The following is an 18,959-nucleotide window of genomic DNA, read 5'->3' as shown; positions in this document are numbered from 1 at the left end:
GTTCCGATCGTAGGAAGGCGGCGACGGGCGCCGGAATCCTTTGCTTCTTCCTACGAAGCGGGTTCCGTGCCCTCGACGGGTGCTTGCCCGGCTTCCACAAACGCGGTGGCGAGCGAGCCGGCGGTCGCGTCGATCTGCCAGGAGCGGGCACCGGCGCGCTCCAGCTCGGCGGCGACGGAGTCCCGGTCGAGCGGCTCCGGCGGGTTCCAGGCGAGGCGGCGGACCAGCTCGGGCGTGAGCAGGTTCTCGACCGGGAGCGAGAGCAGCTCGGCGATCTCGCCGACGACGGCGCGGGCGGCCTTCAGCCTGGCGTCGGCGGCCGGGTTGCGGTCGCCCCAGGCGCGCGGCGGCGGCAGGGTGTCGGCGGCGGGACGGACGGGGCCGGGCAGGTCCTCGGTGCTCTGACCGCGCTCGATCGCGGCCCACCAGCGCTCGACCTCGCCGCGGCTGGCGCGGCCGGTGAAGTCGCGGCGGCCGGAGAGCTGGCCGAGGCTCGTGGGGACGTTGCGCGACACGGCGATGATCGAGGAGTCGGGGATCAGCCGGCCGGGCGCGATGTCGCGCTCGCGGGCGAAGGCGTCGCGGGTCAGCCAGAGCTCGCGGGCGATGGCGAGGGCGCGGGGCCCGCGCAGGGCGTGCATGCCGGAGAGGCGGCGCCACGGCTCGGCCGGGACCGGCTTGGGCTGCCGTGCCAGGGTCGCCTCGAACTCCTCGCGGGCGATCCGAGTCTTGCGGGCCTCGACGAGCATCTCGGCCATCCGGTCGCGCAGGTCGGGCAGCAGCTCGACGTCCTTCGCGGCGTAGACGAGCCAGCTCTGCGGGAGGGGGCGGGTCGACCAGTCGGCGGCCGAGTGCTCCTTGGCGAGGTGGATGCCGAGCAGGTCCTCGACGACGGCGCCGAGGCCGACCTTGGGCAGGCCGAGCAGGCGCGCGGCGAGCTCGGTGTCGAAGATGCGGACGGGGTCGAGGCCGACCTCGCGCAGGCAGGCGAGGTCCTGGCTGGCGGCGTGCAGGATCCACTCCTCCTTGCCGATCACGGCCTGGAGGGCCTCCATCCGGCCGATCGCGGGCGGGTCGAAGAGGAACGCTCCGGCGCCGCGGCGGTACACCTGGATCAGGTACGCGCGCTGCGAGTAGGTGAAGCCGGAGGCGCGCTCGGCGTCGACGGCGACGGGACCCTCGCCGGCGGCGAGGGCGTCGACCGCGGCGAGGAACTCGTCGGGGGTGGAGAGGACACGGTAATCAGTCACGGTTGTTCCGTCGGAAGGCGAGCGAGGTCACACCGTCGCCCGATACGGGCGGGAGGCCCGCGAGCATGCACAACAGCTCCCCCCAGCCTTCCACGTGGGGAGCGAGCTGCGCATCCTCGGGGCTCCAGGAGGCCCGGATCTCGATCTGCGCGCCGTCGCCCTGGGCGGCCAGCTCGCCGAATCCGGTGGAGAGGACCTTGGTCGCGGTGCCGGAGGCGGCGGTGTAGAAGGCGCCGCGGACCTCGAGCGCGTCCATCAGCCAGGACCAGGCGACCTCGGCGAGGAAGGGATCGGTGCCGATCTCGATCTCGAGCGGGGCCTGGGCGAAGCAGACGACGCGGAACGGGCCGCCCCACTGCTCCGGCTCCTCGGGGTCGTAGAGCAGGATGAAGCGCCCGGTGCCCAGCTCGGAGTCGCGGCCGTGGGCGCGCGGCGAGACGTCGCCGGAGAGGGCGACGGCGTAGGGCGCGAGCCCGGCCGGCGAGGCGATCTCGGAGACGGTGAGCTCGGAGCGGGTCGTCGCCCGGCGCAGGGAGTCGACCGCGGCGCGGAACTCCTCCGGGAGCTGGGACGGCGCTGGGAATTCGGGCACGCTCGCAGACTAGAGTTCCCGCATGCTCGAAGCCCGCAGGCACGCCGCGGAGAGCGCGCACACCGGTGTCGTCCTCGCCGCGGTCCTCGCGGCCCCCGCCCTCGTCGCTCTGACGGCCCTCGGCGGCGCCGCGCTCGGGACGGCCTTCCTCCGCGGAGTGGTCACTCCGCCCTCCCGGCGCGCGCAGGACGTGCGGGTCCTCGCCGTGCGACCGGAGGTGCACGAGATCGAGTTGGCGGCGTCGGTCGACACCGCGGTCCGCGGCGGCTTCAGCCTCTGGTTCGACCACGGGCGCGGGCACGCGCGGATCGGGCGGCTGCTCGCGGCCGGGTCGTGCGGGAGCTCGGGCAGGTCGATCGCGGGACGCTGCGGCCCGGTGCCCGCGGGCGGCTGAACGGCTGGCTGCTGCTCTCGCCGCGCGAGACCGGGCTGCCCTTCACGGCGGAGGAGGTGCCGACGCAGTTCGGCGCGGCTCCGGCCTGGCTCTTCCCGGCCGAGGAGGACGGCGGCGTCTGGGCGATCCACGTGCACGGCCGCGCGACGACCCGCGAGGAGACGCTGCGCGGGATGGCCGCGTTCCACCGGGCGGGGCTCACCTCGCTGGTCGTCTCGTACCGCAACGACGGCGACGCTCCGGAGAGCCCGGACCGGCGCTACGCGCTGGGGGAGACGGAGTGGCGCGACGTCGACGCCGCGATCCGGTTCGCCGAGCGGCGCGGCGCGCGCCGGGTCGTGCTCGTCGGCTGGTCGATGGGCGGTGCGATCGTGCTGCAGACCGCGCTGCGCTCGAGCCGCCGCGAGCTGATCGCGGGGCTGGTGCTCGACTCGCCGGTGATCGACTGGCGGGTGACCCTGCGGAAGCAGGCGCGGCTGAACCGGATCCCGGCGCCGATCGCGGCGCTCGCGCTCACGGCGATGCAGCGGCCGTGGTCGGCCGCGCTGACCGGGCAGAGCAGTCACGTGCCGCTGGCGGCGATGGATCTGGTCGAGCGGGCGGCCGAGCTGACCGTGCCGGTCCTCCTGCTGCACAGCGTCGACGACGACTTCGTGCCGAGCGGCCCGTCCGAGGCCCTCGCGGCGGAGCGCCCCGATCTGGTCGAGCTGGTCATCTTCCACGGGGCGGGGCACACCCGGCTGTGGAACGACGACCCGGAGCTCTGGGAGTCGTCGGTGGAGCGCTGGCTGGCGGAGCGGGCGCTCAGCCGGTCCGGGTCCAGCGCGCGTAGGTGAAGCCGGCGTCGTCCGCGGCGAGCGATGTCAGGGAGTAGGAGTCGTCGATCCGCGCCTCGGTCGACGCGACGGGGAGGCCCGGCAGCACCACGCGGGGCGCGGTCGTCAGGCAGAGCTCGTCGACGCGGCCGGAGGCGAGGAACTGGCCCGACAGCGAGGCGCCGCCCTCGCAGACCACGCGCTCCAGCCCGAGGGCGCGCAGGGCCGCGAGGATCGCGTCGACGCTCATCCGCCCGCCGGTCGCGGCCACCGGGACCACCTCGACGCCGCGGGGGAGATCGGCCGGCGTCGCTCGCCCCTCCGGGAGCAGCAGGAGCACGCGGGCGCCCTCCTGCACCTCGAGGCGGTGGCCGGCCAGGTCGCCGGAGGAGGAGACGACGGCGAGCGGCGCGCGCTTGGGCACGCGGTAGCCCTCCGCGCGGACGCTCGCGGCGCCGACGAGGACGACGTCGGCCTGCGCGCGGATGACACCGAGGATCGTCCGGTCGACGCGGTTGGTCAGCGTCTCGCTCGTACCGTCGGAGCCGATGCTCGAGCCGTTGACGCTCGCGATCATGTTGAGGCGCACGCGGACGCCGGCACCGGGGAGGTAGGCCGCCTCGATCGCCGCTCGCGCGCCGTCCTCGCCGAGGCGGATCGGCTCGCCGGCGGGGACGAGCGGCTGCAGGATCACGGTGCCGGGCTCTCGCGGGGGACTCAGGCGGCCAGGTGGGCGCGGATCTGGCGCTTGGTGCGGCCGAGCAGCGCGCTCATCCCGCGCAGCCGCAGCGGCGAGACGGCCTCGGACAGGCCGATGGTCTGCGGGAAGTCGTCGGGCACGGCGAGCACGTGCTCGGGCGTCAGACCGTCCAGGCCCTGGGCGAGGATCGAGGCGAAGCCGCGGGTGGTCGGCGCCTCGCGCGGGGCGGTCGCGTGCAGGTGGATCACGTCGCCGTCGAACTCGACGACGATGAAGACGGGCGACTGGCACTCCTCGACCCGCTCGAACAGGTCGGGGTGGTCGCGGTAGCGCTCGGGCAGCTCCGGGAGGTCGTTCGAGAACTCGAGGAGGAGCTGGAGGCGCTCCGGCTTCTCGAGGGCGAGGAACTCCTCGCGGATCTCGCGGAGCGCGGGGCCGAGCAGGTCGGTGGCGGGGGTGTCGGTGGTCATCGCTTCCATTCTTCCCTACGCGGGGACGACGGGGCCGGACGCCGAGGGCCCCGGCACAGGTGTGCACGGGGCCCTCGGGTCACGGTCGGAGCCGGTCGATCAGCGGGGCGCGGGGGCCTCGCCGGGCTCGGCGCCCTGGACGATCGGGACGCGGACGGCGCTGCCCCACTCGGTCCAGGAGCCGTCGTAGTTCTTGACGCCCTCGAAGCCGAGGAGGTGGGTGAGCACGAACCAGGTGTGCGAGGAGCGCTCGCCGATCCGGCAGTAGGCGATGACGGTGTCGCCGTCGGCGAGGCCGGCGCCGTCGCGGTAGATGCCGTTCAGCTCGTCGAGGGAGCGGAAGGTGCCGTCCTCCGCCGCGGCCTTGCCCCACGGTACGTTCTGCGCGCTGGGGATGTGGCCGGCGCGCAGGGCGCCCTCCTCCGGGTAGGCCGGCGCGGTGGTGCGGGCGCCGGAGAACTCCTCGGGGGAGCGGACGTCGATCAGCGGGTTGCCGAAGTGGGCGAGCACGTCCTCCTTGAAGGCGCGGATGTCGCCGTCGCGGCGCTCGACCGCCGGGTACTCGACCGAGGCCGGGCTCGAGGCGTCGGTGGTGGTGGGCCGGCCGTCGGCGATCCACTTGTCGCGGCCGCCGTCGAGCAGGCGGACGTCCTCGTGGCCGAAGAGGGTGAAGACCCAGAGGGCGTAGGCGGCCCACCAGTTGTTCTTGTCGCCGTAGATGACGACGGTGCTGTCGCGGGCGATGCCCTTGGCGCCGACGAGCGCGGCGAAGGCGGCGCCGTCGATGTAGTCGCGCTGCACCGGGTCGTTGAGGTCGGTGTGCCAGTCGATCTTGACCGAGCCGGGGATGTGGCCGGTCTCGTAGAGCAGGACGTCCTCGTCGGACTCCACGACCACGAGGCCGGGGGTGCCGAGGCGCTGCTCGAGCCACTCGCCGCTGACGAGTCGTTCGGGGTGCGCGTAGGCGGCGAACTTCGGCGACGGATCGAGTTCAACGGGCAAGGGGGACCTCCAGGATGGTGCGCGGGGCGCAGACGTGGTTCTCGGATGGGCGGCGGTGCGGGCGGGCTACGCTGGAGACCGCCCTCAGCGACAGTACGCGCCCTCGTGCGCGGGTGCACGGACGGCCCCGTAAGAGTTCGACACAGTGCCGCCGGCGTCCGCCGCCGTGCGGCTCGACACAGTACTGCGACCCTGGATGCGAGACCGCGTGACCCCCGACGACGTCCGTTCGACGAGCAGCCTGACCGCGCGCTCGCCGCAGATCAGCGGCCACGAGATCGCCTCGACCCTGGTGCCGCCGCGGCAGTTCGAGGGCGCGACCTTCGAGAGCTACCGGCCGGACCCGGAGTACCCCTCGCAGGCGGAGGCCGTCGAGGCGCTGCGGGCGTTCGCGGCCGGCGGCGGCTCCAAGGGCGGCGGCGGCGGGTTCCTCGGCTTCGGCCGGAGGAAGGCGCCGGCCGTCAAGCCCGGCGTCTACCTCGACGGCGGCTTCGGCGTCGGCAAGACCCACCTGCTCGCGGCGATCTGGCACGCGGTGCCCGGCCGCACCTACTTCGGCACCTTCATCGAGTACACCGCCCTGGTGGGCGCCCTCGGCTACGCGGCGACCGTGTCCCTGCTCAAGGGCTCGGCGCTGCTCTGCATCGACGAGTTCGAGCTGGACGATCCGGGCGACACGATGCTGATGACCCGGCTGCTGGGCGAGCTGGTCGCCTCCGGCACCCGCATCGCGGCGACCTCGAACACCCCGCCGAACGCGCTGGGCGAGGGGCGCTTCGCCGCCGCGGACTTCCTCCGCGAGATCCACGCGATGGCCGAGCACTTCCAGACGATGCGGATCGACGGCACGGACTACCGCCGCCGCGACATCGAGGGCCACGCGGTCACCCGCTCGGACAGCGCGATCGACGAGCTCGTCGCCACGGCCCCCTCCGGCGCCGTCGTCACCGACGACTCCTTCCGCGCCGCGGTCGACCACCTCGGCTCGGTGCACCCCTCGCGCTACATCAAGGTGATCGACGGGGTCGACGCCATCGTTCTGCGCGACGTCGCCACCCTCACCGACCAGACGGACGCCCTGCGCCTGGTCGCCTTCATCGACCGCGTGTACGACGCGCAGATCCCGGTGCTGGCCTCCGGCGTCGCGCTCGACGAGGTCTTCGGCGGCGACATGCTCAGCGGCGGCTACCGCAAGAAGTACCTCCGCTCGATGTCGCGCCTGATCGCGCTGACCTCGATGCGCCCGTTCGCCTGACGACGGACCGGCGCCTGACGACGGACCGGCGCGCGGCGTCGGTCCTCCGCGGCATCTCCCCGGCTCGTGCGCGGGGGATCCGCGGCGCGCTGTAACGCACTGTTCACACGGGAGCCGTGCTCGTAACATCCGCGAAACCTCGTGCCGCACGGGTCGTAACGTCGCGCGGCCAGACTGTCGGCTACCCGAGGTGACCCGACACCCCGCGTCCTCCGAGACGCCGTGTCTTCGGGGTCGTGCAGCGACTGCCGGCCCGCATCGGGCTCTGCACTGCCCTCACTCACGACTCCTGCACGACTCTGCTTACTCACGAGAGGTTCAACAATGGATCAAGGCAATACCGCGTTCCTGCTCCTGGCGGCGGCGCTGGTCCTGCTCATGACCCCCGGGCTCGCCTTCTTCTACGGCGGTCTGGTCCGAGCGAAGAGCGTCATCAGCATGATGATGCTGAGCTTCGGCGCGATGGGCCTGATCGGCGTGCTGTGGGTGCTCTACGGCTACGCGATCACCTTCTCCAACGCCGGTGTGGGCGACTTCGTCGGCATCGACGGCGTCCTCGGCATCGACCTCAGCCAGCTCGGCCTCGCCGGTGCCTACGCCGAGGCCCGCGGTGACATCGAGTCCGCGTACCCGACGCTCGCCTTCGCGGCCTTCCAGGCCACCTTCGCGATCATCACCGTCGCGCTCATCTCCGGTGCGATCGCCGACCGCGCCAAGTTCGGCGCGTGGATGGTCTTCGCCGGCGTCTGGGCGACCATCGTCTACTTCCCGGTCGCCTCGTGGGTGTTCAACTTCGCCCTCGACCCCGAGACCGGCGCCACCTCGGACGGCGGCTGGATCGCGTACAACGTTGGTGCGATCGACTTCGCCGGCGGCACGGCGGTGCACATCAACGCCGGTGCGGCGGCCCTCGCCCTCGCCCTGGTCCTCGGCAAGCGCGTCAACTTCACCAAGGGCGCGCACCAGCCGCACAACCCGCCGTTCGTCCTCCTCGGCGCCGGCCTGCTCTGGTTCGGCTGGTTCGGCTTCAACGCCGGCTCCGAGCTCGCCGCCGACGGCATCGCCGCGATCGCCTTCCTCAACACCATCGCCGCTCCGGCCGCCGCCATCATCGGCTGGCTGATCATCGAGAAGATCAAGGACGGCAAGCCCACCTCGATCGGCGCCGCCTCCGGTGCCGTCGCGGGCCTCGTCGCGATCACCCCGGCCTGCGCCGTGCTCTCGCCCTTCTGGGCGATCGTGCTCGGCCTGATCACCGGTGCCGTCTGCGCCCTGGCGATCGACCTCAAGTACAAGCTCGGCTACGACGACTCGCTCGACGTGGTCGGCGTGCACCTCGTCGGCGGTCTGATCGGAACGCTCTACATCGGCTTCTTCGGCACCGATGTCGGCCTCTTCCTCACCGGCGACGCCAGCCAGCTCGGCAAGCAGGCCCTCGCGGCCTTCACCGTCCTGATCTACTCCTTCGTCCTCACCTACGCGATCGGCTGGGTCATCCAGAAGACGATCGGCTTCCGGGTGAAGAACGAGGACGAGATCGCCGGCATCGACACCGCCATCCACGGCGAGGCGGGCTACGTCCTCGCGGACTAGTCCTCCCGCTGCCTCGTCGCGCTCGCCGCGACACCCCGGTGGAGCCGGCTCTTAGGAGCCGGCTCCTTCCGTTTCCGGGCTAGGGTTTTCAGGTGCCCTCCTCACGCTCCGTCGTGTCCCTGCTCCTCCGACTGCTCGGCCGCGCGAGCGCCCCGCGCGCCGACGCCGGCGCCCCCGCGCAGCGGCCGTACCTGAGCACCACGGCGCCCACGCCGGGCGCGAACGGCATCGGCCGGACCTCCGAGGTCGACCCGACCCGGCTGCGCGGCGTCCACCTCGGCTACGCGCCGACGCCGGACGGCGATCCCGACCCGGGCGAGGTCGTCTGGACCTGGGTGCCCTACGAGGAGGACGACGGCCGCGGCAAGGACCGCCCCGTCCTCGTCCTCGCGGTCGAGAAGGCCGGCACGGCGCTGGCGATCCGGCTGAGCTCGAAGGAGCACGACGGCTACCTCGCGGTCGGCGCGGGGCCCTGGGATCCGGAGGGGCGGCCGAGCTTCGCGGACCCGGAGCGGGTCTTCCGCGTGCACCCCGCGGGGATGCGGCGCGAGGGCGCGGCGCTCGAGCGGGCGCGGTTCGACGCGGTCGCGCGGGTCGTCTCGGCGCGCTACGGCTGGCGCTGAGCCGGCGCCGACCTCCGGGCCCCGCCTAGGCGCTCGGGGCGATGCGCACGAGCTCCGGGTACTTGGCCGTGCGGCCGTCTCCGGAGGATGTGCCGGTGAGCCGGCGGCGCAGCCACGGCGCGACGTGGGTGCGGTAGTACTGCGCGGAGCCTCCGCTCGCGGCGGTCGGCCGCTCGGGCGCCTCCTGGGCGGCGGGCGGGACGGGGAGGCCGAGGGAGGAGAGTACGCGGGCGCTGACGCGGTGGTGACCGCGCGGGCCGAGGTGCAGGCGGTCCTCGGACCAGAGCGACGGGTCGGCGAAGGCCGGGTCGGTCCAGTTGTCGGCGACGACGATGTCCGGGCGCTGCCGTGTGCGGCGGAGGACGGCCGAGGTGAGGGCGTCGCCTCGGCGCTTGATCAGCCGGCCGAGCGGGAGCCGCGCGGACGGGTCCGGGGCGGAGAGGGCGATCAGGACGACACCCTCGGCGTCGCAGCGGGCGAGGACCTCGAGGTAGCGGTCCGCGATGCGCTCGATGTCGGCGCGCGGACGGAGCATGTCGTTGCCGCCGCCGTTGAAGGACAGGTGGGTCGGCCGCAGGGCGAGCGCGGGCTCGAGCTGCTCGTCGACGATCGGGTCGATGAGGCGGCCGCGGATGGCGAGGTTGGCGTACTCGATCGGCTCGCCGAGCGCGTCCGCCCAGCTCTGCGCGGTGAGGTCGGCCCAGCCGCGGGCGGTTCCGTCGGGGAGCTCGTCGCCGACGCCCTCCGAGAAGGAGTCGCCGATCGAGACGAAGCGGACGGCGGTCATCGGCGCGGCGATCGGGGCGGGGTTCCGGTGCGGGGCATCGTCGCACTGTAGCCCGGGAAAGCGTGTACCGTCGGCCGCATGGATCAGGACTCGCCGACCTCCGTCGAACTGCCGGACGGGGTCGGGCGCCTCGTCCTCGTCGATCCGGACACGCCGCCGCGGGACTCGCCGCGGCCGTACCTGCATCCGCTGCGGACGCCGGCGGGGCGGGTGGTCAGCGATCTGCGGCCCGCCGACCACGACTGGCATCTCGGGCTGTCGCTCGCGGTGTCGAACGTCACGATCGGGGACGCCGAGCTCGACACGAACCTGTGGGGCGGGCCGACCTGGCTGACGGGGACCGGCTACCGGCAGGTGGACAACAACGGGTCGCAGCGGCCGGAGGGCGCGGACCCGGGGGACCTCGCGCTCGGGTGGTTCGATGCGCGCGGGCGGCGCTTCCTCGACGAGCGGCGGCGGCTGAGCGTACGGCGGCTCGGGGACGTGACGGTGCTGCGGATCGAGAGCCGCTGGCGCGCGCTGGGGGAGCGGCTGGTCTTCGGGTCGCCGACCACGGCGGGGCGGCCGGACGCGGGCTACGGCGGGCTGTTCCTGCGGCTGGACCCGTCGTTCGAGGGGAGTGTCGTGAGCGGGCCGGACGGGGCTGTCGCAGAGCCGATGGGGGTCGTGTCGCGCTGGCTCGCGGTGGCGGACGGGAGCGCGACGGTCGCGCTGCGGGCGGACGAGGGCAGTCCCGTCGATCCGTCGACGTGGTTCGTGCGGACGAGCGGGACGCCGATGCTGTGCGCGGCGCCGTTCTTCGGCGCGACGTGGACGCTGGACGCGGGGGCGGAGGCGAGCTGGAGCTGGCAGCTGCTGCTCGCGGACCGGGTGCTGGGTGCGGAGGAGATCGAGGCGAGCTGGGGGCGGGGGGCCTGAGTGCTGGCGGGGTGGGTCTCGATACGCCGCTGCGCGGCTACTCGACCAGCATTAGGCGGCTGCTCGGTCATCATGAGGCGGCTGCTCGGTCATCATGAGGCGGCTGCTCGATCAGCACGAGGGGGCTGCTCGATCAGCAGGAAGTGAGGGGGCGGTGCCCCCGGGATGAGGAGGAGGCGGACATGGAGCGGACCGGGAGGCTGGTGCTGCACGGCGCGCGGAAGGTCGACGCGGGCGGGACGGTCGAGGGCTTCTGGCTGGTCGCGGTCGACGGGGTGATCGTCGAGGTCGGGGCCGGGCGGGGCTGGGAGCGGGCGGCGGAGGGTGCTCGGGTGCACGACGCGGGCGGGCTGACCGCGACTCCGGGGTTCGTCGATCTGCACGTGCACGGCGGGGCGGGCCGCAGCTTCGACGAGGGTGCGGACGGGATGCGGGCGGGGCTCGCGCTGCACCGCGCGCACGGGACGACGCGCTCGCTGGTGAGCCTGGTGTCGGCTCCGCTCGCGCAGCTGGAGGCCTCGGTCGACGCGGTCGCCTCGCTGGTGGCGGAGGATCCGCTCGTCCTCGGCGCGCACCTGGAGGGGCCGTTCCTCGCGCCGTCGCGCTGCGGGGCGCACGACCCGGACGCCCTGACCGACCCGACGGCCGAGGCGGTCGAGCGGCTGCTCGACGCGGCCCGCGGGAGCCTCCGGCAGATCACGATCGCTCCCGAGCTGCCGGGGGCCCTCGCGGCGATCGAGCGGCTGACCGACGCGGGGGTCGTCGTCGCCGTCGGGCACACCGAGGCGGACGCGGCGACGACCCGGGCGGCGATCGAGCGCGGGGCGCGGCTGGTCACCCACACCTTCAACGCGATGCCGGGCATCGGGCACCGCGCGCCGGGGCCGATCCCGGTGGCGCTGGCCGACCATCGGGTGGTGCTGGAGCTGATCCTGGACGGCGAGCATGTGGACGCGGACGTCGCCCGGATCGCCTTCGCGTCGGCGCCCGGACGGATCGCGCTGGTCACCGACGCGATGGCGGCGGCGGGAGCGGGCGACGGGGCGCACCGGATCGGCCGGCTGCGCGTCGACGTGCGGGGCGGCGTCGCGCGGCTGGAGGGCACGGAGACACTCGCCGGCTCGACGCTGACGCTCGACGCGGCGCTCCGGCGCGCGGCCGGGGCGGTCGGCCTGGGGCTCGAGGCAGCGGTCGGCGCGGTCACCGCGACTCCGGCGCGCATGCTGGGAGCCGAGGGCACGCTCGGCGCGCTCGCGGTGGGCCGGGCGGCGGACGTGGTGCTCTTGGACGACGCGCTGCAGGTGCGGGCCGTCTGGGCCGCGGGCGGGCCGATCGCGACGGCCTAGAGCCTCCGCAGGGCGAGGTCCAGGGGCGCGCCGTCCCGCAGGTCGACCGAGAGGGTGCGCGGGTCGATCTGGAGCGCTCCGGCCGTGCCCTCCTCGAGCTCGACGTCGACCGGCAGCCGCACGAGCACGCGCTCGCCGAGGCGTGCCGCCGCCGCGTCGAGGGGACTGCGGAGCAGGCACTCGACGGACTCCGGGTTCCAGGAGAGCGACTCGACCCGGAGGGCGCCGCGCAGGTGCAGGCCGGTGATCCGTCCCTCCGCCCAGCGGTCGGGCAGGGCCGGCAGGAGGTGCAGCGTCGTGCCGTCCGAGCGGGCGAGCATCTGCGCGACGAGGGCGGGCAGTCCGCCCGCGGCGTCGACGTTGACGATCGCGTCGGCGTCGTGGGTCGGCATCATGTTCGGGCGCCAGTGCAGGCGGGCGAGCCAGTCGACGCACTGCAGCGCCGCCTCCGCGTCGCCGAGCGTGGCGGCGGCGACGCCGGCCTGCACGAGTCCGAACGCCATCTCCATCCGGCCGGGTGGGGCGGTCGGCTCCTCGGCGCGCCAGCGCAGCCGGGCGCGGACGGCCTCGAGGGCCGCGGCGCCGAGGGCGGGGTCGGCGGCCGCCGGGTCGCCCTCGTACCACCACGGGTAGAAGTGGGAGGCGTGCCGGTGCTCCGGCCGGTCGGTGAGTGCCGGGTCCTGCCACTCGGCGAGCTGCCCGTCGGCGCTGACGCGGTAGCCGGGGAGCCGCGAGGCGAGCGCCTCCCACTCGGGGGCGGTGTCCTCCTCGGCGCCGAGCAGTCGCTCGATGCGCGCGGCGATCAGCAGCGCGTCCCGGACCATCGCGACCTCGGAGGTGGCGTCCCGGGTGATCGGCGTCTCCTGGTCGCCCGGGTGGTTCTCGGGGGAGTAGCCGGGGGAGACGTGCGCCGTCCCGTCCGCGTCGATCACCAGGGCGTGCCGGTAGCAGGCGACGACCTCGCGGGCGAAGGGCCGGGCCCAGTCGCGCAGGAACTCCTCGTCGCCGGTGCTCGACCAGTGGTCCCAGGCGAGGCGGAGGATCCAGCCGCCGCCGCCGAGCCAGTACTGCAGCGGGTACTCGGCGGTGAAGTGGTTGGCGCGGCCGTGCCCGGAGATGCGGGTGGGCAGCAGGAAGCCGGGCGCTCCGAGGATCCGCTCGGCGTTCAGCCGGTAGTCGTCCTCGAACTCGGCGACGGCGGTGAAGAACGAGCGCAGCAGCTCGGGCGTGCCGGTCGTGCCGAGCGAGGCGACGCCGCCGTTCTGCACGTTGCCGTTGAGCGTGTAGTCGGAGGACCAGGCCGGCGCCCAGGAGCCGGCCCAGACGCCCTGCAGGCTGGCGGGCAGCTCGCCGGTGGCGGCGATGATCGCGTGCCGGCCGGCGGCGAAGGCGCGCTCGACGAGCTCGTCTGTCGCCGCGGGGTCGGCCCGCACGTCCTCGATGCTGCGCGGAGTCGCGGCGCCGAGGGAGAAGGAGCAGGCGCCGACGAGCCGCTCGTGCGGCGTGGTCGCGGCGGGGTAGCGGGCGAGGACCGGCGGAGTGACGGGCGCGGGCACGGTCGAGGTCACCGAGACGCGCAGCTCCAGCTCCAGCTCGCGGGCGCCGGAGACGCGCCAGGCGGGCCAGGTTGCGTCGCGGTCGATCGCGACGGACTCGTGGCCGTGGAGCAGGCGCGCGCTGACGAGGGCGGAGCGGAAGCCGGTCGCGCGGGGGTGCCGGGGCACGGTCTCGAGGGCGAGGGTCTCGCCGCCGTCGACCGCGCGGACGAGGGCGTGCTCGCGGTGGTCCCGCGGCGCGTCGGGGCCGAGGTCGGGCTCGGTCGGCTCGTCGGCCGGGGCGAGCCGGAGCAGGCCGGAGAAGGGCGAGTCCGCGTGCACCGAGACGAGGAGCCGGTCCGCCGCGCGGTCGGTCCGGACGCTGACCGTGAGTCCCGTCGGAAGGGTCAGGGCGGCAGAGCCCGCCGGGTAGTCGACGGAGCGCTCGCGGGTGCCGCCGGACGACCCGGTCGCCAGCTCGAGCCGGAGGACTCCCGCGGGCACCAGCGGGTCGGCGTCGAGGAGCGCGCCGTCGTGCCCCTCCTCGGCCCAGGCGCGGCTGTGCCACTCCTCGATCCGCTCCGCGTCGGCGTCGCTCACGGGCGCCCGGTCGAGCAGCGCGCGGATCGCGGGCAGCAGGGGAGCGAGCAGCGGCGGCCCGACCAGCGGATCGACCGGCAGGCGGAGCCGCTCGTGCGAGAGCGAGACGACCGCGCCTCCGCCGCCGCCGTCTCCCTCGCCGTCGTCTCCCTCGCCGTCGGGGCCCTCGTACAGCGCCGCGCCGGTCGTCCCGGTGCCGACCATCAGCCCGGTCTCCCAGGTCCTGGCCTCGGTGCTGCCGTGGAAGCCTCCGGACCCGTCGTCGGTGTCGACCTGGGCGCTCATCGGGGCGCGATCGCGAGTCGCAGGCGGCGCGGCTCGGTCGTCGAGCCGCCGAGCAGGATCCGGGTGCCGGCGATGCGGTCGGCGCCGCCGACATACGTGAACATCTCGCCGTCGTCGAAGACCGGCGGCACGCCGTCCCCGGGCTCGGTGTCGATCGACAGCACGGCGGCGTCGGTGGCGACGGTCGCGGAGGCTCCGTCGAGCCACCAGCCGTCGTCGAGCGCCGCGGCGCCCGACACGAGTGCGTCGCCGTCGACGACGAGCTCCAGCGCGTAGCGCGTCTCGAGGCCGGTGAAGGAGACCGTGACGTCGATGCCCGTCTCGTCGACCTCGACCGCCACCTCCGTCCGCAGCTCGACGTCGAAGCGCTCGCGCCGGGCGAAGTCCATCACCGAGAAGAAGCGGCCCTCGCTGTCCGGGACGGCGGTGACCGCGGGCGCGTCGGCGCCGAGCGTGTCGTAGTAGCCCGAGACCCGCCGCTCGACGAGCACCGCGCCGCGCTCGGTCGGCTCGAGGGTCTGCGGTCGGGCGCAGCCGAGCGAGAAGAACGCGGGCGAGACGCGCAGCGAGCGCAGGACCAGCCCGTGCGCGCGGGCCCGGAGCAGGGTCGCGGAGTTCGCGAGGCCGGAGCCGATCCGGCCGGTGCTCGCGAAGTCGCTGCCGGCCGAGACGGACACGGAGAGCGCACCCTCCCGACGGCGGAACAGCCGGCTGACCGGGTAGCCGCGGGTGACGGAGGCCGGCGTCGCGGCCGGCTCGGGCAGGAGTCCGCCGATCTCCGGGCGGCGCAGCAGCTCGGCGAGGTGCCGTTCCGGCTCGCGCAGCGTCCGGCCGAGGATCTGCGCGACGATCCGCGCGGCATCGCCGTCGCCGTCCTCCAGCGCGAGCAGGCGGTAGGGCGAGAGCAGGTTCTCGACGTCGTACGGGATGGTCTGGTCCTGTCGGCGCGAGTGCACGCACTCGATCTCGCCGTCGTCCTCGACCAGGCCGGCGATCGCGCGGAGGTTCCGCCGCACCGGCTCCAGCAGGGACGGCCGGTCGAGGTCGTGCGCGAGCGTCAGCAGGCTCGGGTTCGTGACCTCGGTGGCGTAGACGGCGCTGCGCTCGCTGTACTGCCCGTCGGCGTCGATGTCGACGCCCTCGGCCAGCCAGGCGTCGGCGCGGTCGAGCAGCGCGGCGGCGAGTGCGCCGGACGCGCCGCCCGCCGAGCGCCCGCCGTGCACGTGGACCGCGAGGGCGGCGAGGGCGCTCGCCAGCTCCCAGCGGTGGTTCGGCGTGTGCACGCCGCCGCCCAGCATCGCGGGCGAGGCGGCGACGGCGATGTCCGCTAGACCTGCTCGGAGCGCCTCGAAGCCCGCGGGCCGGCAGCGGTCGAGCAGCTCTACGCAGCCGCAGAGGTCGTTGATCGTGAACGCCGTGTCGGGCGGGGAGGCGAGGTTGCCGCTGCTCGAGAACAGGCCGCTGTCGAGCTGCTGGGCGGCGAGGTGACGGAGGTAGGTCTCAGCCGCCTCCCGCGCCTGCGGCCCCTCGTCGTCCTCCGCGATCGCCAGGGCGACCAGGGAGGTGATGGCGCGCATGGTCGGGCGCGGGCCGAGCCCGGTCAGCGGCTGCCGGGCGCGCGCGATGAACTCGTCTCGCCGCACGCGGGCGTCCGCGAGCAGCCGGGCGGCGTAGGGGGCGTCGTCGACGGTGATCACGGGGTCTCCACGGGGCAAGGATCGGAAGCGGGGGAAGGAACGGAAGCGGGGGACAGGCGCAGGCTCACGACCTCGAACGGCCGCAGCTCGAGCGCGATCCGGCCGGGGTCGACACCCAGCAGCGCCGTCCCCTCGGCGTCGCGGTCGAGCAGGTCGACCTCGCGGACGCCGCTGAGCGGATGCGCGACGACCAGCGCCGTGCGGACGCGGCCGCCGAGCGCCTCGTGCAGCCGCACGATCACGTCGCCGCTGCGGTCGGCGGCGAGGGTGACGGTGTCGACCACCACGGCCGGATCCTCGACGACGACGAGCGCCTCCGGGATCGAGCCGCCGAGGACGACGCGCGGCGCGGTGCTCGCGGCGAAGCCGGCCCGGACGGCGTCGGCGATGCCGGGCGCGACCGTGAGCGTGCTGAGGAACGCGTGCTCGCCCTGGTCCGCCTCCGGATCGGGGAAGGTCGGCGCGCGCAGCAGGGACTGGCGGACGACGGTGCTGACGCGGCCGCCGTCGATCGTGCGCTGCACGTCGTAGCCGTAGACCGCGTCGGAGGCCACGGCGACGCCGAAGCCCGGCTCGCCGACGTGCAGCCAGCGGTGCGCGCAGATCTCGTACTTCGCCGCCTCCCAGCTGGTGTTGGTGTGCACGGGGCGGCGGACGTGGCCGAACTGCGTCTCGGCCGAGGAGTGCTCGGCGTGCACGTCGAGCGGGAAGGCGAGCTTCAGCAGCTTCCGCCGCTCGTGCCAGTCGACGACCGTGCGGATCCGGACCGCGGGCTCGCGCGGATCGAGGGCGATCGTCTGGGTCGCCGCGCTGCCGGTGCGACCGAAGCCCCGGCGGACGACGACGCTCGCGCCGTCCTCGCCGAGCTCGACCGTGCCGTCGACGAGGTCGACGACGGTGTCGCGGTAGGCGGCGTCGAGGTCCCAGGCGTCCCACTGGTTCGGCTCGTCGCGGTGCAGCTGCAGCAGGTTCGCGACCCGCCCGGCGGGCAGCAGCTCGCGCCCGGAGTCGCGGTCGACGATGCTCGACAGCTGCCCGGTGGCGGTGACCACGACGACGAGGCGCGGCGACTCGAGGACGAAGCCCTCGCCCTCGGCGCGCACGGAGAGTCCCTCGGCGGCCGCCACCACAGCCTGCACCGCGGCCCCGCCCCGCGCCGGCACCCCGCCGACGACGACCGGCGCCGCGTTCAGCGCGATCCGCCGCTCGCCCGGCCCGACGAGCACCGCGAGCCGCTCGGCGATCATCCGCTCCAGCGCCGCCGTCACCTCGGCGTGCGTGCGCTCGGCCTCGCGGTGCACCCAGGCGATCGCGGTGCCGGGGAGGATGTCGTGGAACTGCAGGAGCAGCACCCGCCGCCAGAGCGCGTCGAGCTCGTCGAACGGGAACGGCACGCCGTGGCGCAGGAACGCGACGCTCGCCCAGTGCTCCGCCTCGGCCAGCAGCCGCTCGTTGCGGCGGTTGCCCTGCTTGGTGCGGGCCTGCGAGGTGAGGATGCCGCGGTGGAACTCGAGGTACATCTCGCCGGACCAGATCGGCGGGTCGGCGTACTCGGCCTCCGCGGCCTCGAAGAAGTCGTGCGCGGAGGAGAACTCGATCCGCGGCGAGCCCTCGAGGTCGGACTGCAGGCGGGCGAGCGCCATCATCTCGCGGGTCGGCCCGCCGCCGCCGTCGCCGTAGCCGAACGGCATCAGCGAGCGGGTCGCCCGCCCGTGCTCCTGGAAGTTGCGGACGATGCGGGCCAGCTCGGTCGGCCGGAGGTCGCCGCTGTAGGTGTTCGACGGCGGGAAGTGCGTGAAGATCCGCGAGCCGTCGAGCCCCTCCCAGACGAAGGAGTGGTGCGGCATCGCGTTGGTCTCGTTCCAGCACATCTTCTGCGTGAAGAACCAGCGCAGCCCCGCCTTCCGCAGCAGTTGCGGCAGCGCGGCCGGGTAGCCGAAGGAGTCCGGCAGCCAGCCGACCTCGCTGATCGCGCCGAACTCCTCCTGGAAGAACCGCGCGCCCTGCTGCAGCTGGCGCACCAGCGACTCGCCGGAGGGCATGGTGACGTCGGACTCGACCCACATGTTGCCGACCGGGACGAAGCGGCCCTCGCGGACCCGCTCGACGATGCGGGCGAAGATCCCGGGGTGCTGCTCCTTCATCCAGGCGAACTGCTGGGCGGAGGAGCAGGTGAAGACGGCGTCCGGGTCGCGGTCCATCAGGTCGAGCACGTTGGAGAAGGTGCGCGCGCACTTGCGGACGGTCTCGCGGGTGGGCCAGAGCCAGGCGGAGTCGATGTGCGCGTGGCCGGTGGCCGAGATCCGGTGCGCGGAGTGCGCGGCCGGGGCGGCGAGCAGCGGCGCGATCACCGCACACGCGTCGGCGACGGTGCCGGCGAGGTCGTCGGGGTCGAGGACGTTGAGAGCCCCGGTCAGCCCGGCGAGGATCTCGTGCCGGCGCGGTTCGGTGGACGGCAGCTCGTCGTGCAGCCCGCGGAGGACGCTCAGCTCGAGGCCGAGGCGCTCGGCGACGGTGTCGACGAGCACGAGCGAGAAGCGGCCCAGCCGGTAGAGCGGCTCGACGGGCGCGGTGGCGCGGTCGCCGAACGGGGTGGGCGAGAAGCCGCCCGGGCCGGCGAAGTCGTTCCCGCCGGTGAGGTCGGGGTTGGACGCGCCCTCCACCCAGACGAGGAACTCCTCGCCGGGGGCCGCGGCGAGCGGCACGTGATGGTTGCGCGGCTCGAGGCCCTTGAGCACCCGGCCGTCCGCGGCGCGGGCCAGGCCCTCGCACTGGAAGCCGGGCTTGGCCCGGTCGAAGCCGAGGTTCAGCGAGAGCTCGATCCGGAACCGGTCGCCCGCCTCGCTCCACAGGGCGGGCACCGTTCCGGTCACCCGGAACCAGGTGGTGTCCCAGGCGGCGCCCCACGGCGCTCCGGGCTCGATCGTCTCGTACGCGTTCCGCGGGGCGGTCGCGGTCTCGAAGCCGACCGGCTCGCCGACCGCCGTCCACGCGGCGACGGCGAGCGGGATCCGCTCGGCCGTCACCGCGTGGGGGAGGCGCTCGGCGAGGAAGCGGTCGACGCGGGCGGCGGCTTTGGTTGCGTCGTGGTGCATCT

Annotated in this window: 16 protein-coding genes; 7 read left to right on the top strand and 9 right to left on the bottom strand. The window is 74.4% G+C overall.

The genetic code is table 11. The features are described 5' to 3' along the window. Nucleotides 1-50: 50 nt before the first annotated feature. Both MT353_RS11455 and MT353_RS11450 read right to left on the bottom strand, forming a co-directional pair. Nucleotides 51-1,250: a ribonuclease D gene (locus tag MT353_RS11455; RefSeq protein ID WP_243624488.1), complete on the bottom strand. Its 1,200-nt coding sequence runs from the start codon at nucleotides 1,248-1,250 to the stop codon at nucleotides 51-53. Then, the gene (locus MT353_RS11450) at nucleotides 1,243-1,842 is read right to left on the bottom strand and encodes a DUF3000 domain-containing protein (protein ID WP_123445865.1); all 600 of its coding nucleotides are present in this window, start codon (nucleotides 1,840-1,842) and stop codon (nucleotides 1,243-1,245) included. The genes MT353_RS11455 and MT353_RS11450 overlap by 8 nt, the downstream gene beginning before the upstream one ends. 22 nt (nucleotides 1,843-1,864) lie before the next feature. Here MT353_RS11450 and MT353_RS11445 point away from each other — a divergent pair, with 22 nt between their 5' ends. Beyond that, nucleotides 1,865-2,236, top strand: a complete 372-nt coding sequence (locus MT353_RS11445; protein ID WP_243624487.1) for a hypothetical protein — start codon at nucleotides 1,865-1,867, stop codon at nucleotides 2,234-2,236. Further along, nucleotides 2,176-3,072, top strand: a complete 897-nt coding sequence (locus MT353_RS11440; protein WP_243624486.1) for a S9 family peptidase — start codon at nucleotides 2,176-2,178, stop codon at nucleotides 3,070-3,072. The genes MT353_RS11445 and MT353_RS11440 overlap by 61 nt, the downstream gene beginning before the upstream one ends. Here the strand turns inward: MT353_RS11440 and MT353_RS11435 are convergent. The 3 genes from MT353_RS11435 to MT353_RS11425 form a co-directional block, all read right to left on the bottom strand. Next, complete coding sequence (locus MT353_RS11435; RefSeq protein WP_243624485.1) at nucleotides 3,041-3,745, bottom strand: dihydrofolate reductase family protein; 705 nt, start codon at nucleotides 3,743-3,745, stop codon at nucleotides 3,041-3,043. The two genes, MT353_RS11440 and MT353_RS11435, sit on opposite strands and share 32 nt — an antisense overlap. Before the next feature lie 23 nt (nucleotides 3,746-3,768). Further along, nucleotides 3,769-4,221, bottom strand: coding sequence for a SufE family protein (locus tag MT353_RS11430; RefSeq protein WP_243624484.1), 453 nt, complete (start codon nucleotides 4,219-4,221; stop codon nucleotides 3,769-3,771). A gap of 99 nt (nucleotides 4,222-4,320) precedes the next feature. Next, nucleotides 4,321-5,223: a sulfurtransferase gene (locus tag MT353_RS11425; RefSeq protein ID WP_243599198.1), complete on the bottom strand. Its 903-nt coding sequence runs from the start codon at nucleotides 5,221-5,223 to the stop codon at nucleotides 4,321-4,323. Nucleotides 5,224-5,431: 208 nt separating this feature from the next. On the opposite strand from MT353_RS11425, the gene zapE reads away from it, so the two are divergent. The 3 genes from zapE to MT353_RS11410 all read left to right on the top strand — a co-directional run bounded on the left by zapE (nucleotide 5,432) and on the right by MT353_RS11410 (nucleotide 8,694). Then, a complete protein-coding gene (gene zapE, locus MT353_RS11420) occupies nucleotides 5,432-6,478 on the top strand; it encodes a cell division protein ZapE (protein ID WP_243586756.1) in 1,047 nt (348 codons plus the stop codon). Between the two features lie 324 nt (nucleotides 6,479-6,802). After that, nucleotides 6,803-8,071: an ammonium transporter gene (locus MT353_RS11415; RefSeq protein WP_123445871.1), complete on the top strand. Its 1,269-nt coding sequence runs from the start codon at nucleotides 6,803-6,805 to the stop codon at nucleotides 8,069-8,071. A 92-nt stretch (nucleotides 8,072-8,163) separates the two neighbouring features. Next, the gene (locus MT353_RS11410; protein WP_166649619.1) at nucleotides 8,164-8,694 is read left to right on the top strand and encodes a type II toxin-antitoxin system PemK/MazF family toxin; all 531 of its coding nucleotides are present in this window, start codon (nucleotides 8,164-8,166) and stop codon (nucleotides 8,692-8,694) included. A 25-nt stretch (nucleotides 8,695-8,719) separates the two neighbouring features. Here the strand turns inward: MT353_RS11410 and MT353_RS11405 are convergent, their stop codons facing one another. Beyond that, complete coding sequence (locus MT353_RS11405) at nucleotides 8,720-9,481, bottom strand: SGNH/GDSL hydrolase family protein (RefSeq protein ID WP_243624483.1); 762 nt, start codon at nucleotides 9,479-9,481, stop codon at nucleotides 8,720-8,722. Between the two features lie 78 nt (nucleotides 9,482-9,559). On the opposite strand from MT353_RS11405, the gene MT353_RS11400 reads away from it, so the two are divergent. Both MT353_RS11400 and MT353_RS11395 read left to right on the top strand, forming a co-directional pair. After that, nucleotides 9,560-10,399 (top strand): DUF6807 family protein, encoded by an 840-nt coding sequence (locus MT353_RS11400; protein WP_243624482.1) that lies wholly within the window; start codon nucleotides 9,560-9,562, stop codon nucleotides 10,397-10,399. A gap of 182 nt (nucleotides 10,400-10,581) precedes the next feature. Continuing rightward, nucleotides 10,582-11,745 (top strand): N-acetylglucosamine-6-phosphate deacetylase, encoded by a 1,164-nt coding sequence (locus MT353_RS11395; RefSeq protein WP_243624481.1) that lies wholly within the window; start codon nucleotides 10,582-10,584, stop codon nucleotides 11,743-11,745. Here the strand turns inward: MT353_RS11395 and MT353_RS11390 are convergent. The 3 genes from MT353_RS11390 to MT353_RS11380 are packed head-to-tail and all read right to left on the bottom strand — an operon-like array spanning nucleotide 11,742 to nucleotide 18,957. After that, nucleotides 11,742-14,165, bottom strand: coding sequence for a glycoside hydrolase family 95-like protein (locus MT353_RS11390; protein ID WP_243624480.1), 2,424 nt, complete (start codon nucleotides 14,163-14,165; stop codon nucleotides 11,742-11,744). The genes MT353_RS11395 and MT353_RS11390 overlap by 4 nt on opposite strands. Next, nucleotides 14,162-15,862, bottom strand: a complete 1,701-nt coding sequence (locus MT353_RS11385) for a hypothetical protein (protein ID WP_243624479.1) — start codon at nucleotides 15,860-15,862, stop codon at nucleotides 14,162-14,164. The genes MT353_RS11390 and MT353_RS11385 overlap by 4 nt, the downstream gene beginning before the upstream one ends. Beyond that, nucleotides 15,859-18,957 carry a glycoside hydrolase family 38 C-terminal domain-containing protein gene (locus tag MT353_RS11380; protein ID WP_243624478.1) on the bottom strand — a complete coding sequence of 1,033 codons (3,099 nt, stop codon included), beginning with the start codon at nucleotides 18,955-18,957 and terminating at the stop codon, nucleotides 15,859-15,861. The genes MT353_RS11385 and MT353_RS11380 overlap by 4 nt, the downstream gene beginning before the upstream one ends. Between the last annotated feature and the right edge of the window lie 2 nt (nucleotides 18,958-18,959).

The organism is Rathayibacter sp. VKM Ac-2927 (assembly GCF_022815525.1).
Classification (GTDB): Bacteria; Actinomycetota; Actinomycetes; order Actinomycetales; family Microbacteriaceae; genus Rathayibacter; species Rathayibacter festucae.
The sequence above is the reverse complement of the archived record's forward strand: the minus strand, read 5'-3'. Positions and strand labels throughout refer to the sequence as shown.